Annotated in this window: 20 protein-coding genes and 4 tRNA genes; 14 read left to right on the plus strand and 10 right to left on the minus strand. The window is 60.2% G+C overall.

Features of this window, described 5'->3' with window-relative positions:
* The first annotated feature begins 33 nt into the window (after positions 1-33).
* Together I5P96_RS13485 and I5P96_RS13490 are read left to right on the plus strand one after the other, a co-directional pair.
* Entirely contained in the window at positions 34-729 is a 696-nt protein-coding gene (locus tag I5P96_RS13485; RefSeq protein ID WP_097792979.1) for a hypothetical protein, read from the plus strand.
* Between the two features lie 25 nt (positions 730-754).
* Positions 755-3,061: an ATP-dependent Clp protease ATP-binding subunit gene (locus tag I5P96_RS13490; protein ID WP_207685914.1), complete on the plus strand. Its 2,307-nt coding sequence runs from the start codon at positions 755-757 to the stop codon at positions 3,059-3,061.
* A 69-nt stretch (positions 3,062-3,130) separates the two neighbouring features.
* Here the strand turns inward: I5P96_RS13490 and I5P96_RS14225 are convergent, their stop codons facing one another.
* Entirely contained in the window at positions 3,131-3,259 is a 129-nt protein-coding gene (locus I5P96_RS14225; RefSeq protein ID WP_255535529.1) for a hypothetical protein, read from the minus strand.
* A gap of 327 nt (positions 3,260-3,586) precedes the next feature.
* On the opposite strand from I5P96_RS14225, the gene I5P96_RS13495 reads away from it, so the two are divergent.
* Genes I5P96_RS13495 through I5P96_RS13520 form a run of 6 tightly spaced genes read left to right on the plus strand, consistent with a single transcriptional unit; the run spans position 3,587 to position 8,609 of the window.
* Positions 3,587-4,909: an RnfABCDGE type electron transport complex subunit C gene (locus I5P96_RS13495; protein ID WP_207685915.1), complete on the plus strand. Its 1,323-nt coding sequence runs from the start codon at positions 3,587-3,589 to the stop codon at positions 4,907-4,909.
* The gene (locus I5P96_RS13500) at positions 4,909-5,868 is read left to right on the plus strand and encodes an RnfABCDGE type electron transport complex subunit D (RefSeq protein ID WP_223382573.1); all 960 of its coding nucleotides are present in this window, start codon (positions 4,909-4,911) and stop codon (positions 5,866-5,868) included. Before I5P96_RS13495 ends, I5P96_RS13500 begins: the two co-directional genes overlap by 1 nt.
* Positions 5,865-6,413: an FMN-binding protein gene (locus tag I5P96_RS13505; protein ID WP_097792983.1), complete on the plus strand. Its 549-nt coding sequence runs from the start codon at positions 5,865-5,867 to the stop codon at positions 6,411-6,413. The genes I5P96_RS13500 and I5P96_RS13505 overlap by 4 nt, the downstream gene beginning before the upstream one ends.
* A gap of 16 nt (positions 6,414-6,429) precedes the next feature.
* Positions 6,430-7,095 (plus strand): electron transport complex subunit RsxE, encoded by a 666-nt coding sequence (gene rsxE / locus I5P96_RS13510; protein ID WP_118552115.1) that lies wholly within the window; start codon positions 6,430-6,432, stop codon positions 7,093-7,095.
* A 1-nt stretch (position 7,096) separates the two neighbouring features.
* Positions 7,097-7,729 carry an electron transport complex protein RnfA gene (locus tag I5P96_RS13515; protein ID WP_097792985.1) on the plus strand — a complete coding sequence of 211 codons (633 nt, stop codon included), beginning with the start codon at positions 7,097-7,099 and terminating at the stop codon, positions 7,727-7,729.
* 16 nt (positions 7,730-7,745) lie between these two features.
* Entirely contained in the window at positions 7,746-8,609 is an 864-nt protein-coding gene (locus I5P96_RS13520; protein ID WP_223382574.1) for an RnfABCDGE type electron transport complex subunit B, read from the plus strand.
* Between the two features lie 93 nt (positions 8,610-8,702).
* Here I5P96_RS13520 and nifU read toward each other — a convergent pair whose 3' ends face one another.
* The 4 genes from nifU to I5P96_RS13540 all read right to left on the minus strand — a co-directional run bounded on the left by nifU (position 8,703) and on the right by I5P96_RS13540 (position 11,471).
* Positions 8,703-9,146, minus strand: a complete 444-nt coding sequence (gene nifU / locus I5P96_RS13525) for a Fe-S cluster assembly scaffold protein NifU (RefSeq protein ID WP_118552111.1) — start codon at positions 9,144-9,146, stop codon at positions 8,703-8,705.
* A 2-nt stretch (positions 9,147-9,148) separates the two neighbouring features.
* Positions 9,149-10,366, minus strand: a complete 1,218-nt coding sequence (locus tag I5P96_RS13530) for a cysteine desulfurase family protein (RefSeq protein WP_097792988.1) — start codon at positions 10,364-10,366, stop codon at positions 9,149-9,151.
* Between the two features lie 131 nt (positions 10,367-10,497).
* Entirely contained in the window at positions 10,498-10,932 is a 435-nt protein-coding gene (locus tag I5P96_RS13535; RefSeq protein ID WP_097792989.1) for a hypothetical protein, read from the minus strand.
* A gap of 215 nt (positions 10,933-11,147) precedes the next feature.
* Entirely contained in the window at positions 11,148-11,471 is a 324-nt protein-coding gene (locus I5P96_RS13540) for a rhodanese-like domain-containing protein (RefSeq protein WP_223382575.1), read from the minus strand.
* A 138-nt stretch (positions 11,472-11,609) separates the two neighbouring features.
* Between I5P96_RS13540 and I5P96_RS13545 the strand changes: the two genes are divergently transcribed.
* The 5 genes from I5P96_RS13545 (at position 11,610) to I5P96_RS13565 (ending at position 13,954) form a co-directional block, all read left to right on the plus strand.
* On the plus strand, positions 11,610-12,059 hold the full coding sequence (locus tag I5P96_RS13545; protein WP_097792991.1) for an RrF2 family transcriptional regulator: 450 nt from the start codon (positions 11,610-11,612) through the stop codon (positions 12,057-12,059).
* 71 nt (positions 12,060-12,130) lie between these two features.
* A tRNA-Trp gene (locus I5P96_RS13550) sits at positions 12,131-12,206 on the plus strand.
* Positions 12,207-12,387: 181 nt separating this feature from the next.
* Positions 12,388-12,464: transfer RNA gene (locus I5P96_RS13555), tRNA-Asp, on the plus strand.
* Between the two features lie 3 nt (positions 12,465-12,467).
* Positions 12,468-12,543, plus strand: a tRNA-Thr gene (locus I5P96_RS13560).
* A 193-nt stretch (positions 12,544-12,736) separates the two neighbouring features.
* Positions 12,737-13,954 (plus strand): iron-containing alcohol dehydrogenase, encoded by a 1,218-nt coding sequence (locus I5P96_RS13565; RefSeq protein WP_223382576.1) that lies wholly within the window; start codon positions 12,737-12,739, stop codon positions 13,952-13,954.
* 498 nt (positions 13,955-14,452) lie between these two features.
* On the opposite strand, the gene I5P96_RS13570 is transcribed toward I5P96_RS13565, so the two are convergent.
* From I5P96_RS13570 to I5P96_RS13590, 5 genes are all read right to left on the minus strand, one after another.
* A tRNA-Thr gene (locus tag I5P96_RS13570) sits at positions 14,453-14,528 on the minus strand.
* A gap of 125 nt (positions 14,529-14,653) precedes the next feature.
* Positions 14,654-16,036 (minus strand): RNA polymerase sigma factor, encoded by a 1,383-nt coding sequence (locus I5P96_RS13575; RefSeq protein WP_118552101.1) that lies wholly within the window; start codon positions 16,034-16,036, stop codon positions 14,654-14,656.
* Positions 16,037-16,116: 80 nt separating this feature from the next.
* Positions 16,117-17,097: an elongation factor P 5-aminopentanone reductase gene (gene ymfI, locus I5P96_RS13580; protein WP_223382577.1), complete on the minus strand. Its 981-nt coding sequence runs from the start codon at positions 17,095-17,097 to the stop codon at positions 16,117-16,119.
* A 247-nt stretch (positions 17,098-17,344) separates the two neighbouring features.
* Positions 17,345-17,833: a nucleoside deaminase gene (locus tag I5P96_RS13585; RefSeq protein WP_118552099.1), complete on the minus strand. Its 489-nt coding sequence runs from the start codon at positions 17,831-17,833 to the stop codon at positions 17,345-17,347.
* The gene (locus I5P96_RS13590) at positions 17,830-18,249 is read right to left on the minus strand and encodes a CPBP family intramembrane glutamic endopeptidase (protein ID WP_223382578.1); all 420 of its coding nucleotides are present in this window, start codon (positions 18,247-18,249) and stop codon (positions 17,830-17,832) included. Before I5P96_RS13590 ends, I5P96_RS13585 begins: the two co-directional genes overlap by 4 nt.
* A gap of 193 nt (positions 18,250-18,442) precedes the next feature.
* Between I5P96_RS13590 and I5P96_RS13595 the strand changes: the two genes are divergently transcribed.
* Entirely contained in the window at positions 18,443-19,303 is an 861-nt protein-coding gene (locus I5P96_RS13595) for a DegV family protein (RefSeq protein WP_223382579.1), read from the plus strand.
* Positions 19,304-19,349: the final 46 nt, after the last annotated feature.

Here is a 19,349-nt window from a genome sequence, read left to right on the forward strand (position 1 = left end):
CTCTGCGGCAGAAAGTAACAAGGATCATGTTGTATGTTCAAGAATCCGTCATTTATTTTTGATATCCTATGTACGGTGGTCTGGCTCGTTCTGGCCATCCGCTACGCCCGCAAGGGCTTTCTGGCGGGGGTCGTGCAGCTGACGGGCAATCTCATCAGCCTGTTCGGGGCCCGGCAGTTTTCCGGCTGGGCCGCCGGGCAGGTGTTCGAGCGGTTCTTTGCCGGCAGCTTCCGGGACCAGATCGCCGCCAGCATCTCGGCAGACGGGGCCGTCAGCCTCTCCGGCATCGCGGCCCGGTACGCGGGATTTCTGCCGGAGAGCTTCCGGGCTTCCATCGTGGAGGCCTGCGAGCGCTCCATCTCCGCCGTGCTCAACGACAACGCCGTCCTTCTGGCCGACGTCATCGTCCAGAAGGTGCTGGCCCCGCTGCTGACGCCGGTGATCTCGCTGGTGCTGTTCTTCGTGGCATTCGCCCTGCTGCGGATGCTCGTCAGCCTGCTGGTCACGGTGCTGGGGCTGGTGAACAAGCTGCCCGTCATCGGCACCGTCAACCGCGGGCTGGGCTATACGGTGGGCGCACTAGCCAGTCTGGTGGACATCTATCTGGTGCTCTGCGTGGTCTGGGCCATCATCGTCATTACCGGCGGCAATCTCACGGTGCTCAACGACACCGTGATGAGCAGCAGCCTTTACTATAAAGCATTCAATTTGTTCAACCCGTTCCTGTAAACGGGTGGGACCTGAAGGAGGAACTATGGTCTGCATTCGATGCCAAAAGCGTCCGGCCATCATCTTCGTCCAGCGGATGGAGAACGGCCAGATGAAAAACGAGGGGTACTGCCTGCATTGTGCCCGCGAGCTGCACATCAAGCCGGTGGAGGATCTGATGAAGCAGTTCGGCATGTCGGACGAGGACATGGACAACATGGAAGACCGGATGGAAAACATGATGCAGGAGCTGGGCGACGGCTCCGGCAATCCGTTCTCTATGATGATGAACATGGGGCAGCCGCAGAGCGGTGAGGATGGGGACGAAGACCTCATGCCCGGCTCCAGTGCAACGTTCCCGCTGAGCATGAACGGCGGGGAGCAGGACGCTCCCAAGGGGGACAAAAAGCCCGGCAAGAGCGGCAAAAAGCCGCCCCGCCGCAAATTTCTGGACACCTACTGCGAGAACCTGACCCGCAAGGCGCGGGAGGGCCGGCTGGACGACATCATCGGCCGCGACCGTGAGATCTACCGCACCATCCAGATTTTGAGCCGCCGCCAGAAGAACAACCCCTGCCTCATCGGCGAAGCCGGTGTCGGCAAGACCGCCATCGCGGAGGGCATCGCCGAGCGCATCGCCAGAGGCGAGGTGCCCGCCGGGCTGAAGGATAAGGAGATCTACCTGCTGGACCTGACCAGCCTTGTGGCAGGCACGCAGTTCCGCGGCCAGTTCGAGCAGCGGGTCAAGGGCCTGCTGAGCGAGGTCAAGGCAGCCGGAAACGTCATCCTGTTCATCGACGAGATCCACACCATCACCTCGGCCGGTGAGAGCGAGGGTGCCATGAACGCGGGCAACATCCTGAAGCCGGCCCTCTCCCGCGGCGAGATCCAGGTCATCGGTGCCACGACCTTCAACGAGTACCGCAAGTATATCGAGAAAGACCAGGCCTTGGAGCGCCGCTTCCAGCCCGTGCGGGTGGAGGAGCCCAGCGTCTCCGATACGCTGGCCGTGATGAACGGCATCAAGCACTACTACGAGGAGCACCACCATGTGCAGGTGCCCGCCGATGTGCTGAGCGCAACCGTCACCCTGAGCGAACGGTACATCACCGACCGCTACCTGCCCGATAAGGCCATCGACCTGCTGGACGAGGCCTGCGCCTGCTGCAATCTGGCCCACCCGGTCATCTCGGAGTACCTCGAAATGCAGAAGGAGCTGGACGCCCTCCGGCAGGAAGAAGCCGAGATGGAGAACGCCGACGTCAACGAGCCCATCGACTATGAGCGGGTGGCCGAGCGGAAGACCCGGATGGCCCAGCTGGAGAGCGAGCTGCCCGCAAAGCAGGCCGCTGCCAGCGCGATCCAGGTGACCATGGACGATGTGGCCAAGGTCATCGAGCTGTGGACCGGCATCCCCGCCGTGAAGATCCGGGAGACCGAGTACGCCAAGCTCGCCAGCCTGGAAAGCGAACTGAAAAAGAAGATCATCGGGCAGGACGAGGCCGTCCATCTGGTGGCACAGGCCGTCAAGCGCAGCCGCGCCGACCTGTCCGGCCGCCGCCGCCCCGCCAGCTTCATCTTTGTCGGCCCCACCGGCGTCGGCAAGACCGAACTGGTCAAGCAGCTGGCCAGCCAGCTCTTCGACGGGCCGGACCCGCTCATCCGCCTCGATATGAGCGAATATATGGAAAAATATGCGGTGTCCCGCATGATCGGTTCGCCTCCGGGCTATGTCGGCTACGAGGAGGCCGGTCAGCTGACCGAAAAGGTCCGCCGCCGCCCTTACAGCGTCGTGCTGTTCGATGAGATCGAAAAGGCCCACCCCGACGTCATGAACATCCTGCTCCAGATCCTGGACGAGGGCAAGATCAACGACGCCCAGGGCCGGACGGTCGATTTCTCCAACACCGTCATCTGCATGACCTCCAACGCGGGCAGCAGCGACCAGTCCACCGCCGGTCTGGGCTTCAACAAGAGCCAGGACCAGCTCAGCGAGGAAAAGAGCCGCAAGGCCCTGAGTCAGTTCCTCCGCCCGGAATTTCTGGGCCGCGTGGACGAGGTCATCACCTTCAGACCGCTGGGGCAGGAGACGCTGGAAGGCATCGCTGCCCTCATGCTGGACGAATACAAGCCCAGCATGGAGGCCAAGGGCATCCGGTACAGCTACACCCCGGCAGCCCTCCATGCGCTGGTCGTCAAAAGCCAGGGCGGCAAATTCGGTGCGCGCGACCTGCGCCGCGTCATCCGCAAGGCCGTGGAGGACCCCGCCGCCGAGAAGATCATCGACGGCACCCTCGCTTCGGGCAGCAGCCTGACCGTGGACGCCGAGAACGACGAGATCGTTCTGCGATAAGCGTATAAGATGAAACAGCCGCCGTGCAGTTTTTCACTGCACGGCGGCTGTTGTTGTTTGATCGGCGGCTCAGTCGTGCTCGCCGGTATAGATCTGGATATAACGGGGAGCATGTTTTTCCTGCACAAAGAGCAATGCGCAGGTCAGCGCGGCAGCTAAGAACGTGAACACAGCAAGCAGAGCTTTGAGAACTTTCATCGTTTGATCCTCCTTGGCGGGTATGGCATCCGTGGGAGCAAGACCAGCTCCACAGAAGTTATTATAAGTAGTATATCATATTCGGTGCCGAAACGCAAACGTCCGTATTTTGGAAGAACGTTACAAAAATGTCAAGGGTTAGTCTTGCCTAATTAGCAAAATCGGCAAAGAAAATTCAGGAATTTGCATCATTTTGGCTCAGTTGTCGTTGAACTTCGGGATGCAACATGATACAATAAACGTGTCAAGCAGCTGCCGTCCCTGGCCCCCGTGCGCCCGCACGAAAGCCGGGGAAGGCAATTCAAGCAGAATGGGGGATTTAATTCCATGTTGAACAAGCTGAAACGTGCGGCGCTTGGCGCGCATACGCCGCATGACAAAGCAACTGCTGCAAGCAAACCAGTCCCGATGCCTCTGCCCGCGCAGGTACGCATCCTGATGAGCCAGCACATCGGCGCCCCGGCGAAAGCCCTGGTCAAAAAGGGCGACGAAGTGTTTGTCGGCACCAAGATCGGTGAAGCAGGCGGTTTTGTCTCTGCAAATATCCACTCCAGTGTTTCCGGCACCGTGGCTGCCGTGGAACCGTTCCGTCTGTCCAACGGCCGGATGTGCGACTCCGTCGTCATCAAGACCGATGGCAAGCAGACCGTTGACCCCGCCGTCAAGGCCCCGGAAGTGACCGATAAGGCCAGCTTCCTGGCAGCCGTGCGTGCGTGCGGCCTGGTCGGTCTGGGCGGCGCAGGCTTCCCGACCGACGTCAAGCTCCAGCCCAAGCCTCCGGTGGATACCCTGCTCATCAACGCTTCCGAGTGCGAAGTGTGGCTGACCAGCGATACGCAGGAGATGCTGAACTGCAGCGATGATATCATCCGCGGCATCGAGGCCGTGCTGAAGTACGTCGGCATCCCGAAGTGCGTCATCGGCATCGAGAACAACAAGCCGGAGTGCATCGACCTGCTGTGCCAGAAGACCAAGGACAAGCCTGCGATCGAGGTCAAGCCGCTGCCCAGCGTCTACGGCACCGGTGCCGAGCTGATCCTGATCGAGAAGTGCCTGGGCCGCGAGGTCCCGCACGGCGGTCTGCCCGCTGATGCAGGCGCCATCGTCATGAACGTGACCAGCGTCTCCACCCTGGGCAAGTATCTGGCGACCGGTATGCCGGTGGTCAGCCGCTGCATCACCGTGGACGGCGATGCCTGCGCAAAGCCCCAGAACCTGATCGTCCCCGTGGGCACTGCCTATGAGGATGTGCTGAACGCTGCCGGTGTCAAGGGGGGCGTCAAGCTGGGCAAGGTGGTCGCCGGCGGTGCCATGATGGGCCCCGCTGTCGAGAACCTGAGCTACCCCACCACCAAGACCACCTCCGGCCTCATCATGCTGAGCGACACCGCTGCACAGCCTGCACCGGTCTCTCCCTGCATCCGCTGCGGCCGCTGCGTCGAGTATTGCCCAATGGGTCTGGAGCCGGTGGAAGTCAATCAGGCTTACGCCGCCCGCGATGTTCAGGAGCTGGGCAAGCTGCATGTGGATTACTGCTTCAACTGCGGCTCCTGCTCGTTCGTCTGCCCGGCAAAGCGTCCCTGCACCCAGATGATGGGTCTGGCAAAGGCGTTCTACCTTGGTGAAATCAAAAAAGGAGGCAATAAGTAATGGATACTCGGCTTATTGTTTCGGCCTCCCCGCACCTGCGCTCGGAGGAGACGACCACCAGCCTGATGGCCAACGTGATCGTCGCCCTGACCCCCTGCGTGGTCGCCTCTGCAATCATTTTCGGCTGGCGTGCCCTGCTGGTCACGGCGGTGTCCGTCGTGGCCTGTGTGGCCTTTGAGTGGCTGTACTGCAAGCTGCTCAAGAAGCCCAACCCCATCGGCGACCTGTCCGCAGTCGTCACCGGCATCATCCTGGCGATGAACGTGCCCGTCGGCATGCCTCTGGGCCAACTCATCGTTGGTGACCTGGTGGCCATCGTGGTGGTCAAGCAGCTGTTCGGCGGCATCGGCATGAACTTTGCCAACCCCGCACTGGTCGGCCGTATCGTGCTGTTCATCAGCTTTGCCGGTTCGATGAACAAGTGGGTCTACCCCGACGCAGCGGTGGACCAGCTGTCCAGCGCGACCCCGCTGGCCGTGGCAGATACCTCCAAGCTGAGCCTGCTGGACCTGTTCATGGGTGTGCACGGCGGTGTTCTGGGTGAGACCTGTGCTCTGGCCATCGTGCTGGGCCTGATCTATCTGGTGGCCACCAAGACCATCAGCATCGCCATCCCCGCTTCTTACATCGGCAGCATGTTCGTCTTCTACCTCATCTCCACCGGTAGCCTGCACGGCGCTCTGGTCGGCATCCTGTCCGGCGGCCTGATGTTCGGTGCCGTCTTCATGGCGACCGACTATGTCACCAGCCCCTTCACCCTGAAGGGCAAGCTGATCTACGGCCTGTGCCTGGGCATCGTCACCTTCGCCATCCGTCAGTGGGGCAGCTACGCCGAGGGCGTTTCCTTCGCTCTGCTGTTCATGAACCTGTGGGTCCCCTTCATCAACGACTGGACCCGTCAGACTCCTTATGGCTATGTCAAGCCTGCCAAGAAAGCAAAGGAGGGTGCTGGCAAATGAGTAAGAATTCTACCTGGGAGAGCACCGTCAAGCCGGTCGTCGTCCTGAGCGTCATCGCTCTGATCGTCAGCCTGCTGCTTGCACTGGTGAACTCCTTTACGGCTCCTATCATTGAGGAGAACCTGAAGGCTGCGACTCTGGCAGCCTATGTGGATGTCATGCCCACCGTTTCCAGCGCATCCGACCTGGACGAGGTGACCGACTTCAGCACCGAGAACGTGACGGGCGTGGTCAAGGCCACCGATGGCAGCATCGCCATCAAGGCAGAGGAAAAGGGCTTCGACGGCGGTATCCTGTCCGTCATCATGGGCTTTGATACCAATGGCACTGTCACCGGCATCTGGGTGGACGCTTCGACCCAGACCAAGGGCATCGGCAGCAATGTCGCAACGGACAGCTTCCTGGCGCAGTTCGACGGCATGGACGGCACCCAGAACATCACCCTGGGCCAGGGCTACGACGCTTACAGCGGCGCTACGATCTCTTCCAAGGCTCTGTTTGCTGCCATCAATGACTGCATCAACTGCTACAATGAGCTGGCATAAAGGAGGTTGGTAAGAAATGGCAAACGAAAACAAGTCCAAGGTAAGCATCCTTACCAACGGCATCATCAAAGAGAACCCCGTTCTGCGTCTGGTCCTGGGCACCTGCTCGTGCCTGGCCGTTACCACGGCTGTTTCCAGCGCACTGGGCATGGGCGCGGCCTTCACCTTCGTGCTGGTCTGCTCCAACATTCTGATCTCGCTGCTGCGCAACGTGATCCCCGCAAAGGTCCATCTGCCCTGCTACATCGTCATCATCGCAGGCTTCGTGACCATCGTTCAGATGGTGATGCACGCCTACATGGAGAGCCTGTACACCGCACTGGGCGTCTTCCTGCCCCTGATCGTCGTCAACTGCATCATCCTCGGCCGTGCCGAGATGTTCGCCTGCAAGAACAGCGTGGTCGATTCCGCTCTGGACGGCATCGGCATGGGCATCGGCTACACCCTGACCGTTACCCTGATGGCCTCCATCCGTGAGATCCTGGGCAGCGGCACCTGGCTGGGCTTCACCGTCCTGCCGGAGAGCATGGCCAAGATGAGCATCATGACCCAGGCCCCCGGCGCATTCTTCTGCTACGGTGTCCTGATGGCCGGCTGCATCTGGCTGGAAGGCAAGCTGGACGCCCGCATTGAGCGCAAGAGCTGCTGTGACCTTGACAATCTGAAGAAGGAGGCGGAATAAGATGCTCGTTAAACTCGCTGCGATCTTCTTCAGCATGATCCTGGTCAACAACTACGTGCTGGTGAAGTTCTATGGCATCTGCCCGTTCCTGGGCGTTTCCAAAAAGCTGGACTCCTCGCTGGGCATGTCCGGTGCTGTTATCTTCGTCATGCTGGTGGCAACGGCTGTCACCTTCCCGCTGCAGATCTTCATTCTGGATCCCGCTGGCCTGAGCTACCTGCAGACCATCGTCTTCATCCTGGTCATCGCCGTTCTGGTCCAGTTCATCGAGATCTTCCTGAAAAAGTACGTTGTCGCTCTGTACAACTCTCTGGGCGTTTACCTGCCCCTGATCACCACCAACTGCTGCGTGCTGGCTGTCACCATCCTGGTCGTGGACGACTACGGTGCTGACGTTGCCACCCTGGGCTTTGCAGCCGCCTACGTTGAGGCTCTGGTCTGCGCTGTGGGCGCAGGCGTCGGCTTCATGCTGGCCATGGTCATGTTCAGCGGTGTGCGCAAGCGCGTGGAAGCCTGCGATCCCCCGGCACCCTTCAAGGGCCTGCCCATCACGCTGATCGCAGCGGCCATCACCAGCCTGTCCTTCATGGGCTTTGGCGGTCTGGTCGAGAACCTGTTCAACGTGACGCTGTAAAGGAGGAAACAGAACTATGAATATTGCATCGGCTGTTATCCTCTGCACCATCGTGGGCGCGGTGGGCGCGATCATTCTGGTCGCTGCCGCCAAGTTCATGGCCGTGGAGGAAGATCCCCGCATTGAAGAAGTTGCCTCCTGTCTGGCTGGCGCAAACTGCGGCGGCTGCGGCTACGCAGGCTGCGCAGACTATGCCAAGGCCGTCGTCATGGACGGCGTGGCCTGCGACAAGTGTGCACCCGGCGGCCCCAAGGCTGCTGCTGCCATCGCCAAGATCATGGGCGGTGAGGCCAGTGCGGTCGAAAAGAAGGCTGTGGTCCAGTGCCAGGGCAATTCCGAGCACTGCAAGCCCAGCTACGATTACACCGGCATCCAGAGCTGCGCTGCAGCTGCTGCGCTGTACGGCGGCCCCAAGACTTGCACCTTCGCCTGTATCGGTCTGGGCGACTGCACCAAGGTCTGTAAGTTCGACGCCATCCACATCGTGGACGGCGTGGCAAAGGTGGACAAGGACAAGTGCACCGGCTGCGGTGCCTGCGCCAACATCTGCCCCAAGAAGGTCATCATGATCGACGCTGGCGGCCCCCGCAAGCCGGTGGTCATGTGCTCCAACCAGGACAAGGGTCCTGTTGCCATGAAGGCTTGCACCACTTCCTGCATCGCCTGCGGCATGTGTGAGCGCACCTGTAAGTTCGACGCCATCCATGTTGTGGACGGCGTGGCCCGTGTGGACTACGACAAGTGCAAGGGCTGCGGTATGTGCGCCCAGAAGTGCCCGAAGAAGATCATCCTCTTCCCGCTGAAGGACTATCCGTATCCCCTCGTGAAGCCCGCAGCACCTGCGGCTGCAAAGCCTGCTGAGGCTCCCAAGGCTGAGTAACGCAAACGTGATAAACAACAAAAGCTGGACTGCAAACGCAGTCCAGCTTTTGTTGTTTTCTCTCTTCGCAGGCGTTTCAGGATGCAGGGTGTGTTACTTCCCGCAGCTCTCGCAATGCTCGCAGTCCTCTTCCAGCTTGCCGACGATGGGTTCCGGGTCGATGCCCTGACGGCGGTAATAGTCGGACAGAGCAGCCTTGACGGCCTGCTCGGCCAGGACCGAGCAGTGGACCTTGATGGGAGGCAGACCCTCCAGAGCTTCCACAACGGCCTTGTTGGTCAGCTTGAGGGCCTCTTCGATGGTCTTGCCCTTGATGAGGTCGGTGGCCATGCTGCTGGTGGCGATGGCGGCACCGCAGCCGAAGGTGAGGAACTTGACATCGACGATGACGTTGTTCTCGATCTTCAGGTACATGCGCATGATGTCGCCGCACTTGGGGTTGCCGACCTCGCCCACGCCGTTGGCGTCGGGGATCTCACCGACATTGTGCGGATTTGCGAAATGCTCCATGACCTTTGCACTATACATACTTGCCATTTTTACTGCTCTCCCTTCAGGCTGAACTGACGGGCCTTGTTCTGGCCCTGCAGCCACATACAACTCATTGCGCGGCGGCGGGGGATGACCTCCTCCAGCACGTCACACAGATACTCTGCTTCTTCCATGGTATTCTGCGGGCCGAACGTGAACCGCATGGAACCGTGGCCGATCTCTTCCGGCACACCGATGCTCAGCAGAACATGGCTGGGGTCCAGGCTGTCCGAGTTGCAGGCAGAACCGGTCGAAGCACAGATGTTGTGCATATCCAGGTCCAGCAGAATGGTCTCGCCCTCCAGGCCGGGGAAGCTGATGTTCACGTTGCCGGGCAGGCGGTGCTCCAGACCGCCGTTCAGGCGGGCTTCGGGGATGTTCTTCAGGATGCGGTTGATGACGTAGTCCCGCAGCTGCTGCTCGTGGGCCATCCGCTCTTCCAGATTGGCCGTGGCCATCTCCAGCGCCTTGCCCATACCGGCGATGCCGGCGACGTTCTCAGTACCGGCGCGGTGGCGGGCCTCCTGGCTGCCGCCGTCGATGAGGTTCTGGGGCCAGACGCCCTTCTTGCAGTACAGTGCGCCCATGCCCTTGGGGCCGTTGAACTTGTGAGCGCTCATGGACAGCATATCCACGCCCAGCTCCTTGACGTCCACAGGGATGGCACCCACAGCCTGCACCGCATCGGTGTGCATCCAGACGCCGTGCTTGTGGGCGATCTCCGCGATCTCCTTGATGGGCTGGATGGTGCCGATCTCGTTGTTGGCCATCATGATGCTGACCAGAGCGGTATCGGGGCGGATCGCAGCCTCGACATCCTCCGGGCGGATGTAGCCCTCGGCGGTGGGTTTGATATAGGTGACTTCAAATCCCATGCGCTCCAGAGAAGCCATGCTGTGCATGATGGCATGGTGCTCGAAGGCGCTGGTGATGAGGTGTTTTTTATTCTGGCGCGCCTTGGTGAAGGCGGTGCCCTTCACAGCCCAGTTGTCGGCCTCTGAGCCGCAGCCGGTGAAGAAGATCTCGGCCGGGGCAGCGTTGATGGCCTTTGCCACCTGTGCACGGCCGGTATCCACAAACTCTTTTGCTTCGTAGCCGACGCTGTAATGGCTGCTGGGGTTGCCGCAGGCACCGCTCAGCGCCTTGGTCATCACAGCCAGCACTTCGGGAGCGCAGGCCGTGGTCGCAGCGTTGTCCAGATAGACAACTTTTTCAGAAATTTCCATAGGGATCCTGTCCTTTCCTCGGATAACATCGGGCCAGTTTCCGCCCGAATGAATACTTCCGCTCTCTATTTATACCCTAGTATTCCCACTATGTCAATATGAATTGCAGAAATTCCGGATTTTTTTACAATTCAGCCTTTTCCTTTGCCGGTCAGCCTGCCCAGCAGCACCTTCCAGCGGGGGTAGCCCCAGCGCTTGTCTTCCTCAAAATCATCTGCCAGCTTCCACGGAAATTTCGAGCCATCGAAGTAGAGGTTTCCGGCTTCGTCCACGCGGTCCAGTTTTTTGGGCAGATACGCCTCGTCGTAGTAGCTCTTCCGGCGGTCAGGCAGCACCCAGTGCAGGGTGCCGTCTTCGTCCATGCCGGACGCCCAGACGCCGAACACGAAGGTCGCCGCCTCGCCGTAGCAGTGCTGCTCAAAGCGGATGGCACCATCGTAGTAAAATTTGATGACCTCCAGCGTACCGGACTCCTTTTTGCCGTCCCGCCCCAGCGTCGGGCGGTAGTCCTGCTGATACCGGCAGCCGCAGTGGCTGCCGGCAAACTGTTTTGCCTGAAATCCCATCCTGTTGCCCTCGTTCCTGTTTTGATCGGCTTTGTCGAAAAATCGGAAAAGCGTCTGCGCCGACTGGCGCACCGCCCGATTTTTTGACAGAGCCTTCTTCTTTGGGGTCACTAGGGGCGAGCAGCCCCTAGTTCGTGCCTCCCGCGCTTCGAAAGTAGCGGGCGCTTTTCTGGTACTCTTTTGGCGCGCAAAAGAGTACGGTTTCCACCGTTTCCTTAGAAGTGTCCCTCAAAATCGCCTTCGATCTCATACGGCCAGCTCAGAATGCCGCCCAGATCGTAGAGGTTGGTGTAGCCGAGGCTTTCCAGCTTCTGCACGGCATCGGCGCTGCGGCGGCCGGTGCGGCAGTAGATCAGCCAAGGGGCATTCTTGTCGGGCAGGACCTCTGCCGCACAGCTCAGCACCTCGCCCAGCGGCAGGAGCTTTGCTCCCGGAATGTGCCCCACCGCAAACTCGTCCGGTTCCCGGACGTCCACCGCAGTCGCTTTGCCTGCATCCAGCAGGCGGATGGCTGCAGCCGGTTCGATTTTCTCTATCATAGGTTCATCTCCTGATCTCATACTCTCTCTATTATATGATACCAGACCTTTTTTGTTTCGACAAGAGAAAGCCGCGTTTTCACTTTTCAAAATCGGTTTGGCGTGTTATACTAAGAAAACGAACAAGGAGAGATCGCTATGAAGTTTTCGACAAAAAGCCGCTATGCGCTGCGGCTGATGGCTGAACTGGCCCGCTATGCGCCGGGCACCACCGTCCCGCTGAAGGAGATCAGCGAGCGCCAGAACCTCAGCCTGAAATATCTGGAACAGATCGTCACGCCGCTGGCACGGGTCGGCCTTGTCAAGAGCGAGCGCGGCAGCCAGGGCGGCTACCGCCTGACCAAGGCTCCCGCCGACTACACCGCCGGGGAGATCCTCCGCGCCATCGAGGGCAGCGTGGCCCCCATCCCCTGCCTGGGCAGCGAGACCAACGAGTGCCCCATGTCCGAGCAGTGCTTCACCCTGCCCTTCTGGAGCGGGCTGGACGATGTCATCAACCAGTATATCGACAGCGTAACGCTGGAACAGCTGGCCCGGAGCCTGCCCTCTGCCAGCGACGGCTGCTGCGGCTGCAATTCAAAAAATTGAAAAAATGTGCTTGACATTTTACGCTGAATCTTATATAATAATCAAGCATTCAGAAAATGCAGCACAGATCTAGGGGTATAGCTCAGTTGGTAGAGCAGCGGTCTCCAAAACCGCGTGCCGTGAGTTCGAGACTTACTACCCCTGCCACAAACGTCCGGAGCAATCGTTCCGGACGTTTTGTTTTGCCCATTTTCGGCCTGCGGGCGGCTTTTCTCTTCTCCCGAAAAGTTTTTTGCGGTTTTTGTAGATTTCTGCTTGACAAGAAGTCATTCTTCGGGTATAATAAAGCACGTTCCGGCGGTGAACAGCCGCGAACTTGAGCGATCATGGCCCGGTAGCTCAGTTGGTTAGAGCACCAGCCTGTCACGCTGGGGGTCGTCGGTTCGAGCCCGATCCGGGTCGCCATTTGCTGCTATAGCTCAGTTGGTAGAGCGCATCCTTGGTAAGGATGAGGTCTCCAGTTCGAATCTGGATAGCAGCTCCACAGCGAAGCCACTTGAATCCTTGGGATTCAGGTGGTTTTTTGTTTTCCGCAGTTCATCAAAATGCCCAAAACACGGCGCTTCTTTCTCCATTCCGCTCATTGAAATTTTTAACAGGTTGCGGTATAATTTGTTTAAGCAAATTGGTTATTTTCATAACGATTTCAGAGCAAATTGATTTGGAGGTAGATTCCTATGGCACGTTTTACTCTTCCCCGCGATCTGTACCACGGCAAGGGCGCGCTGGAAGCCCTGAAGTCCTTCACCGGCAAAAAGGCCATGATCTGTGTGGGCGGCGGCTCCATGAAGCGGTTCGGTTTCCTGGACCGTGCGGTCAGCTACCTGAAGGAAGCCGGCATGGAAGTCGAGCTGTTTGAAGGCATCGAGCCGGACCCCTCGGTCGAGACCGTCATGCGCGGTGCCGAGGCCATGCTGAAGTTCGAACCGGACTGGATCATCGCCATGGGCGGCGGTTCCCCCATTGACGCCGCAAAGGCCATGTGGATCAAGTACGAGTACCCGGAGATCACCTTTGAGGAGATGTGCAAGGTCTTCGGCATCCCGCCGCTGCGCCGCAAGGCACACTTCTGCGCCATCTCTTCCACCTCCGGCACCGCCACCGAGGTGACCGCATTCTCCATCATCACCGATTACCAGAAGGGCATCAAGTACCCCATCGCCGACTTCGAGATCACCCCGGACGTCGCCATCGTCGATCCCGACCTGGCTGAGACCATGCCCAAGAAGCTGGTCGCACACACCGGCATGGACGCCATGACCCACGCTATTGAGGCTTATGTCTCCACCGCACACTGTGATTATACCGACCCGCTGGCCATCTTTGCCATCCGGATGATCCAGGGCGATCTGGTGGACAGCTACAACGGCGACATGGCCAAGCGTGATTCGATGCACAACGCACAGTGCCTGGCCGGCATGGCCTTCTCCAACGCGCTGCTGGGCATCGTCCACTCCATGGCCCACAAGACTGGCGCTGCCTTTGCAGACTACGGCGCACACATCATCCATGGTGCAGCCAACGCCATGTATCTGCCCAAGGTCATCGCGTTCAACGCCAAAGACCCCGAAGCCAAAAAGCGCTATGGCATCATTGCCGACGAGATGAAGCTCGGCGGTGCCAATGACGACGAGAAGGTCCAGCTGCTCATCGCACACCTGCGCGGCATGAACGACGCGCTGAACATCCCCCACTGCATCCAGCACTACGGCCCGGATTCCTATCCTGCCGAGCAGGGCTTCGTTCCGGAGGAAGTCTTCCTGGAGCGTCTGCCGGAGATCGCCAAGAATGCCATCGGCGATGCCTGCACCGGTTCCAATCCCCGCCAGCCCAGCCAGGAGGAGATGGAGAAGCTGCTCAAGTGCTGCTACTACGATACCGACGTTGATTTCTGATCCCGATCTTTTCTGAGATTCCTCTTTCCCATAAACGCAGAGCCGCAGACCCTCACCGGGCCTGCGGCTCCGCGTTTATTGGTTGAAAGTTGTTTTTCTTTCTGTTATACTACCAAGTGAGAACGCTGTCCATATGGTAGGCGGTCAGCCCCTTCCGCTTTTTGCGGGGGAGGCGATTTTCTTATATGGTTTCCCCCGACGCTTTTGCGAAAGGGGGGAATGGCCCATGACGCTGTCGGAAGTCTTACAGTTGCTCGCACTGCTTGGTGGTGCAGTTTATGTGACCTTTCAAATCAGTTGGACTATTTTTACACACCTGCATAAGAAATGACCGCCCGAAGCTCCTACACTCGGCGGTCATTCTTATGACTTCACGGAGGAGCTGACCGTTGCCGGACAGCGTTCTCTTTAGTTGTATTATATCATTCAACCATAAAAATTTCAACCACAAAACAAAAAAGACACCCCAAAGCCAAACGGCTTCGAGGTGTCCTGAGCTGGAGCTGCTATCCAGATTCGAACTGGAGACCTCATCCTTACCAAGGATGCGCTCTACCAACTGAGCTATAGCAGCACAATCACAGCTCAATTAGTTTATCATAAAACGCACCGCTTGGCAAGAGGTTTTTGCAAAAAAGTTCGATTTTTCTCAAAAAGAGGTCGTCACGCTGCGTGACGACCTCTTTTGGGTTTTCTTTCTTACTCGATCAGACCGTTCAGCAGCGCCAGGCACTTGCGGCTGTGCAGCTTGCGGATGGCCTTGGCTTCGATCTGGCGGACACGTTCACGGGTAACGCCGAAATCGCGGCCGACCTCTTCCAGCGTGCGGGGGCGGCCATCGTCCAGACCGAAGCGCAGCCGGATGACCTTCTCCTCACGGGGGGTCAGGCTCTTGAGGGCCTGATTGATCTGCTGGGCCACCATGGCGCGGTCGGCTGCCTTGCCGGGAGCCTCCGCGTTTTCGTCGGCGACGAAATCGCCCAGCGAGGAATCCTCCTCCTCACCGACGGGGCTTTCCAGGCTGGCCGGCTCCTGCGCCATGCGCTGGATCTCGCGGACGCGCTCGACGCTCATATCCATGGCCTTTGCCAGCTCTTCCGGGGTGGGCTCGTGGCCGTTCTGGTAGACCAGCTGGTTGGTGGCCTGCCGCATCCGGTTGATGGTCTCGACCATGTGCACCGGGATGCGGATGGTACGGGCCTGGTCTGCGATGGCGCGGGTGATGGCCTGACGGATCCACCAGGTGGCGTAGGTGGAGAAGCGGAAGCCGCGGTCGCAGTCGAACTTTTCAGCGGCCTTGATGAGGCCGATGTTGCCCTCCTGGATCAGGTCGAGGAATGCCAGATTGTGGCCCACGTGCTTCTTGGCGATGGAAACAACCAGACGCAGGTTAGCTTCGCTCAGGCTGCGGCGGGCGTTCAGGCCGTCGCGGCGGGTCTTCAGCAGCTCCTGACGGCGCTCCTCGGTCAGAGGGCCGTTCTCGATCTCTTCCTCAGCCTTCTCTTCCGCTGCCTTTTCCTCGGCATCCTCGGTGGACTTCTCGCCGCCCTCGTCGTCCAGATCCTCGTTGTAGCTGCGGCTGTTCTCATCCTCTTCGAACGAGAAGCGGGCGCTGTTCTTCTTGATGTACTCCGGCGCACCGTACTTGATGCGGTCTGCCTGAAGGATGTGTGCTGCTTCGGCACCGGCATGGATACGGCGGCTCAGCTCCACTTCCTGCTCTGCGCTCAGCAGCGGGATCTGACCGATCTGCTTGAGGTAGTTCTTCACGGGGTCGTCCAGCAGCTCATCCATCGCTGCCTTCAGGTCGGCCGGGTTCTCCTCGGCTTCCTCTTCCTCGTCAACGCCCAGGCCCAGCTCATCGCTGTTGGCCTCGGCGTTCTCCACCTCGGCAAGGATGCTGTCCACGTCCAGGCTGGCATCCTCTTCCGCCTCGTTGTCCAGAACTTTGATGCCGCGCTCCTCCAACAGGGTGTAGAGGGTCTCCACATCCATCCGGCACTGCGAGGCCAGCGTTTTGGCCTCCTGTGCGCTCAGGGTGCCTTCGCCTTTCGTCAACAGTTCCTTCAAAGTCATGCCCATTTCGCTCTCTCCTTTTCACGCCGGACGTGGTTCCGCCCGGAAGTGACGTTGTATCATAGTTTTGTCCGCTGTCGGGCCGGTCAAATCACCAGGCCGCCGTTCACGCCGAACACCTGGCCGGTGATGTACCCGGCATCCTCTCCGGCGAGGAACACCAGCAGCTTCGCCACCTCGTCCGCACTGCCCAGACGGCCCACCGGGGTCTCCTCGGCCAGTGCCGCCTTGTCCTCGGCGGTAAAGGCAGCCATCATATCGGTGTCGATGACACCCGGAGCCACACAGTTGACGGTGATGCCGCTGGGGCCCTCCTCTTTGGCGAGGGCCTTGGTCAGGCCGATGAGGCCCGCTTTGGCAGCGGAATAATGGACCTCGCAGCTGCCGCCGGTCTGGCCCCACATGCTGCTGACCGTCAGGATGCGGCCCGCCTTGCGGCGGATCATCCCCGGCAGTGCCAGCTGGCACAGGTAGAACGCACCGGTCAGGTTCACGTCCAGCATATGCTGCCATTCGTCGGGGGTGATGTCGGTGAACAGCTTCTGCTGGGCGATGCCCGCATTGCTCACCAGCACATCCACCCGGCCCAGCGCCTGCTCCGCCGCATGGAATGCGACCTCGCAGCTGGCGCGGGATGCCACATCGCACTGGATGGCGATGCAGCCGGGCAGCTCCTGTTCCAGAGCCGCCGCCGCGTCGGCGTTGGTGTGGTAGAACACCGCCACACGGTCGCCCGCCGCGTAAAACGCCCGCGCTGCCGCTGCGCCGATGCCCCGGTCGCCGCCGGAGATCAGCACACACCGCCCGTTGGCAGGCCGGGGCGGTGCCTCCGGCTGCGGTTCGGGTGCTGCGGGTGCTTCCAGCTGCGGCATGTCCGGCGCTGCCGCTTCTGCGGCTGGCTCCGGCCTGCGGTCCGGCAGCACGATGGTCGGTTCCTCATCGGCTGCGGGTTCCCGCGTTTCAGCCGGGGCTTCCGGTCCGGCCTCTTCCGCTGCCTTGGGCAGCTCCACCGGTGCGGCGTCCTCGTCCTGCAGATTGAATGTCAGCTCAAATTCGTCATCGTACAAGAGTCAGCCCTCCTGTCGCTTGTTCTCTGCCCGCGCAAAAATCCGCACAGGCAGGAGGAACTGCCGTTCCACGCTCCCCAGAACAGCGCTCTGCTCACTTCTTCCGGTCAAGTCCGGTCCTGCGGCGTGCCTGGGAACGATTGTGTGTGGTTTCGACAAGTTTCCATTGAATAATATAGCACAATTTCTCGAAAAAAGAAAGTGGGAACCGCAGACTTTTTCACGCAGTTCCCACTTTTTTCAATTTTCACTTTGTCACAGGCGGTCTCCAGCGGGGTTTGCCGGCCCGCTCCTCCCGCAGCCGGAGGAAAAACGCCTGCAACAGCGCCTGTGCTTCCTCGGCCCGCAGCCCGTTTTCCACCGCCGGGTGGTGATTGAACGGCAGGGCGAACAGGTCGGTCACCGACCCGCAGCAGCCCGCTTTCGTGTCTGCCGCCCCGTAGACCACCCGCCGGATACGGCTGTTGAGGATGGCCCCGCTGCACATGGGGCAGGGTTCCAGCGTCACGAACAGCTCACACTGCCACAGCCGCCAGCCGCCCAGCTTTTTGCAGGCCGCATCAATGGCCAGCAGCTCGGCATGGTGGAGGGCATTTTTCTCGGTCTCCCGCGTATTGTGGGCCGACGCGATGATCTCGCCGTCCTTCGCGATGACGGCCCCCACCGGTACTTCGCCCAGCGCAGCGGCCTGTTCGGCTTCGGCCAGCGCCGCGCCCATCAGTTCATAATCGGTCATGGTGTTCCCCTTTCTGCCAGGCAGCGGGCCAGCACGGCCCCATTGTTCAGGATATGCAGCAGGATGCCGGGCAGAAGGCTTTTCGACCGGTCTGCCGCCCATCCGAAGAGCAGCCCCATCCCCAGCGCGTACGCTTTGGCCCGCAGACTGCCATGCAGCGCTGCAAACAGCACCGCCTGCCCCAGGATGGCCGCATTCCGCCCCAGCGGACGCAGCAGCCGCAGCGCGGCCCCGCGAAAGACCAGTTCCTCCGCCACCGGCAGCACCAGACAGCTGCGCAGGAGACCTGCCGCCCCCGCCGGGGCCGCAGCCGACGATGGAAACAGCAGTTCAGACCCCGCTGCCAGCGCAGCCCAGAGCAGTGCCGCCAGACCGAACGTTTTCCAGAACACGGCCGGTTCCTGTTTTTCTTTCACGCACAGCCCTCCCATCGGCGGACATTGTACCACATCCGCCCCCATTTGCGCAAGCCGCGGAGCTGTTTTGCGAAAATGCGAAGAAATTTTTGCTCAAACAATTGACTTTTTCCCTCTGCATCTGGTATAATTCCCACGACTTTTCTGATGAATTGGTCGTTTTACGGCCACGACCCTCGGAGGTATTGTATTTATGATCCGTATTCTCACCGATTCTGCGTCCGACATCCTGCCCGCCGAAGCCGAGCAGCTGGGCGTGACCGTCATCCCCCTGAACGTCACGCTGGAGGACGGCACCGTCCTGCGGGATGGCGTGGACATGACCCCCTCCGCCTACTATGAGATCCTGGCCGGGTGCCGCAAGCTGCCCACCACCAGCCAGCCCAGCCCGGAACTGTTCGAGAACTTCTTCCTCGAAGCCGCTGCCGCTGGGGACGAGGTCATCGGCATCTTCCTGTCCCACGCACTGTCCGGCACCTATCAGTGCGCCAAGTTGGCCGCCGACATGGCCAATGTGGACAACGTCCTCTTTGTGGACAGCGGACACGTCTGCCTGAGCGAAGCCCTGCTCGTTCGCCTGGCCGTCCAGCTGCGGGATTCCGGCAAAACGGCCGGTCAGATCGCCGCCATTCTGGAGCACGCCAAGGAGCACCTGCACCTTGTGGCCGCCATCGACGACCTGAAGTACCTGCGCAAGGGCGGCCGCCTGCCCGCTGCCGTAGCCGTCGCAGGCGGGATGCTGGGCATCAAGCCCCTTATCACCATCCAGGACGGCAAGGTCGCTATGGCAGGCAAGGCCCGCGGCCTGCCCGGCGCCTACGTGGCCCTGTTCAAGAAGGTCGAGGAGATGGGCGGCATCACCCCCGCCTTCCCGGCGCTGGCCGGTTACACCGTCTCCCCCCGTGAGGTGACGCCCATCCAGGCCTACCTGCGCGACAACCTGCAGCAGGAAGACCTGCTGGTCCGCCAGATCGGCTGTGTCATCGGCACCCACGCCGGCCCAGGCGCTTTCGGCATCGCCTTCTTCGACAAGGCCCTGACGCTGGATCTGTAACCCTCAGACGCAAAAACGAGGAACTGTTTTGTGCAGTTCCTCGTTT

Origin of the sequence: Faecalibacterium prausnitzii (assembly GCF_019967995.1) — a bacterium.
Lineage (GTDB): Bacteria > Bacillota > Clostridia > Oscillospirales > Ruminococcaceae > Faecalibacterium > Faecalibacterium prausnitzii_E.

Excerpts from the sequence above, each read along its gene's own strand:
- I5P96_RS13485 (WP_097792979.1), top strand. The coding sequence starts at position 34 with ATGTTCAAGAATCCGTCATTTATTTTTGATATCCTATGTACGGTGGTC.
- I5P96_RS13490 (WP_207685914.1), top strand. The coding sequence starts at position 755 with ATGGTCTGCATTCGATGCCAAAAGCGTCCGGCCATCATCTTCGTCCAG.
- I5P96_RS14225 (WP_255535529.1), bottom strand. The coding sequence starts at position 3,259 with ATGAAAGTTCTCAAAGCTCTGCTTGCTGTGTTCACGTTCTTAGCTGCC.
- I5P96_RS13495 (WP_207685915.1), top strand. The coding sequence starts at position 3,587 with ATGTTGAACAAGCTGAAACGTGCGGCGCTTGGCGCGCATACGCCGCAT.
- I5P96_RS13500 (WP_223382573.1), top strand. The coding sequence starts at position 4,909 with ATGGATACTCGGCTTATTGTTTCGGCCTCCCCGCACCTGCGCTCGGAG.
- I5P96_RS13505 (WP_097792983.1), top strand. The coding sequence starts at position 5,865 with ATGAGTAAGAATTCTACCTGGGAGAGCACCGTCAAGCCGGTCGTCGTC.
- rsxE (WP_118552115.1), top strand. The coding sequence starts at position 6,430 with ATGGCAAACGAAAACAAGTCCAAGGTAAGCATCCTTACCAACGGCATC.
- I5P96_RS13515 (WP_097792985.1), top strand. The coding sequence starts at position 7,097 with ATGCTCGTTAAACTCGCTGCGATCTTCTTCAGCATGATCCTGGTCAAC.
- I5P96_RS13520 (WP_223382574.1), top strand. The coding sequence starts at position 7,746 with ATGAATATTGCATCGGCTGTTATCCTCTGCACCATCGTGGGCGCGGTG.
- nifU (WP_118552111.1), bottom strand. The coding sequence starts at position 9,146 with ATGGCAAGTATGTATAGTGCAAAGGTCATGGAGCATTTCGCAAATCCG.
- I5P96_RS13530 (WP_097792988.1), bottom strand. The coding sequence starts at position 10,366 with ATGGAAATTTCTGAAAAAGTTGTCTATCTGGACAACGCTGCGACCACG.
- I5P96_RS13535 (WP_097792989.1), bottom strand. The coding sequence starts at position 10,932 with ATGGGATTTCAGGCAAAACAGTTTGCCGGCAGCCACTGCGGCTGCCGG.
- I5P96_RS13540 (WP_223382575.1), bottom strand. The coding sequence starts at position 11,471 with ATGATAGAGAAAATCGAACCGGCTGCAGCCATCCGCCTGCTGGATGCA.
- I5P96_RS13545 (WP_097792991.1), top strand. The coding sequence starts at position 11,610 with ATGAAGTTTTCGACAAAAAGCCGCTATGCGCTGCGGCTGATGGCTGAA.
- I5P96_RS13565 (WP_223382576.1), top strand. The coding sequence starts at position 12,737 with ATGGCACGTTTTACTCTTCCCCGCGATCTGTACCACGGCAAGGGCGCG.
- I5P96_RS13575 (WP_118552101.1), bottom strand. The coding sequence starts at position 16,036 with ATGGGCATGACTTTGAAGGAACTGTTGACGAAAGGCGAAGGCACCCTG.
- I5P96_RS13585 (WP_118552099.1), bottom strand. The coding sequence starts at position 17,833 with ATGACCGATTATGAACTGATGGGCGCGGCGCTGGCCGAAGCCGAACAG.
- I5P96_RS13595 (WP_223382579.1), top strand. The coding sequence starts at position 18,443 with ATGATCCGTATTCTCACCGATTCTGCGTCCGACATCCTGCCCGCCGAA.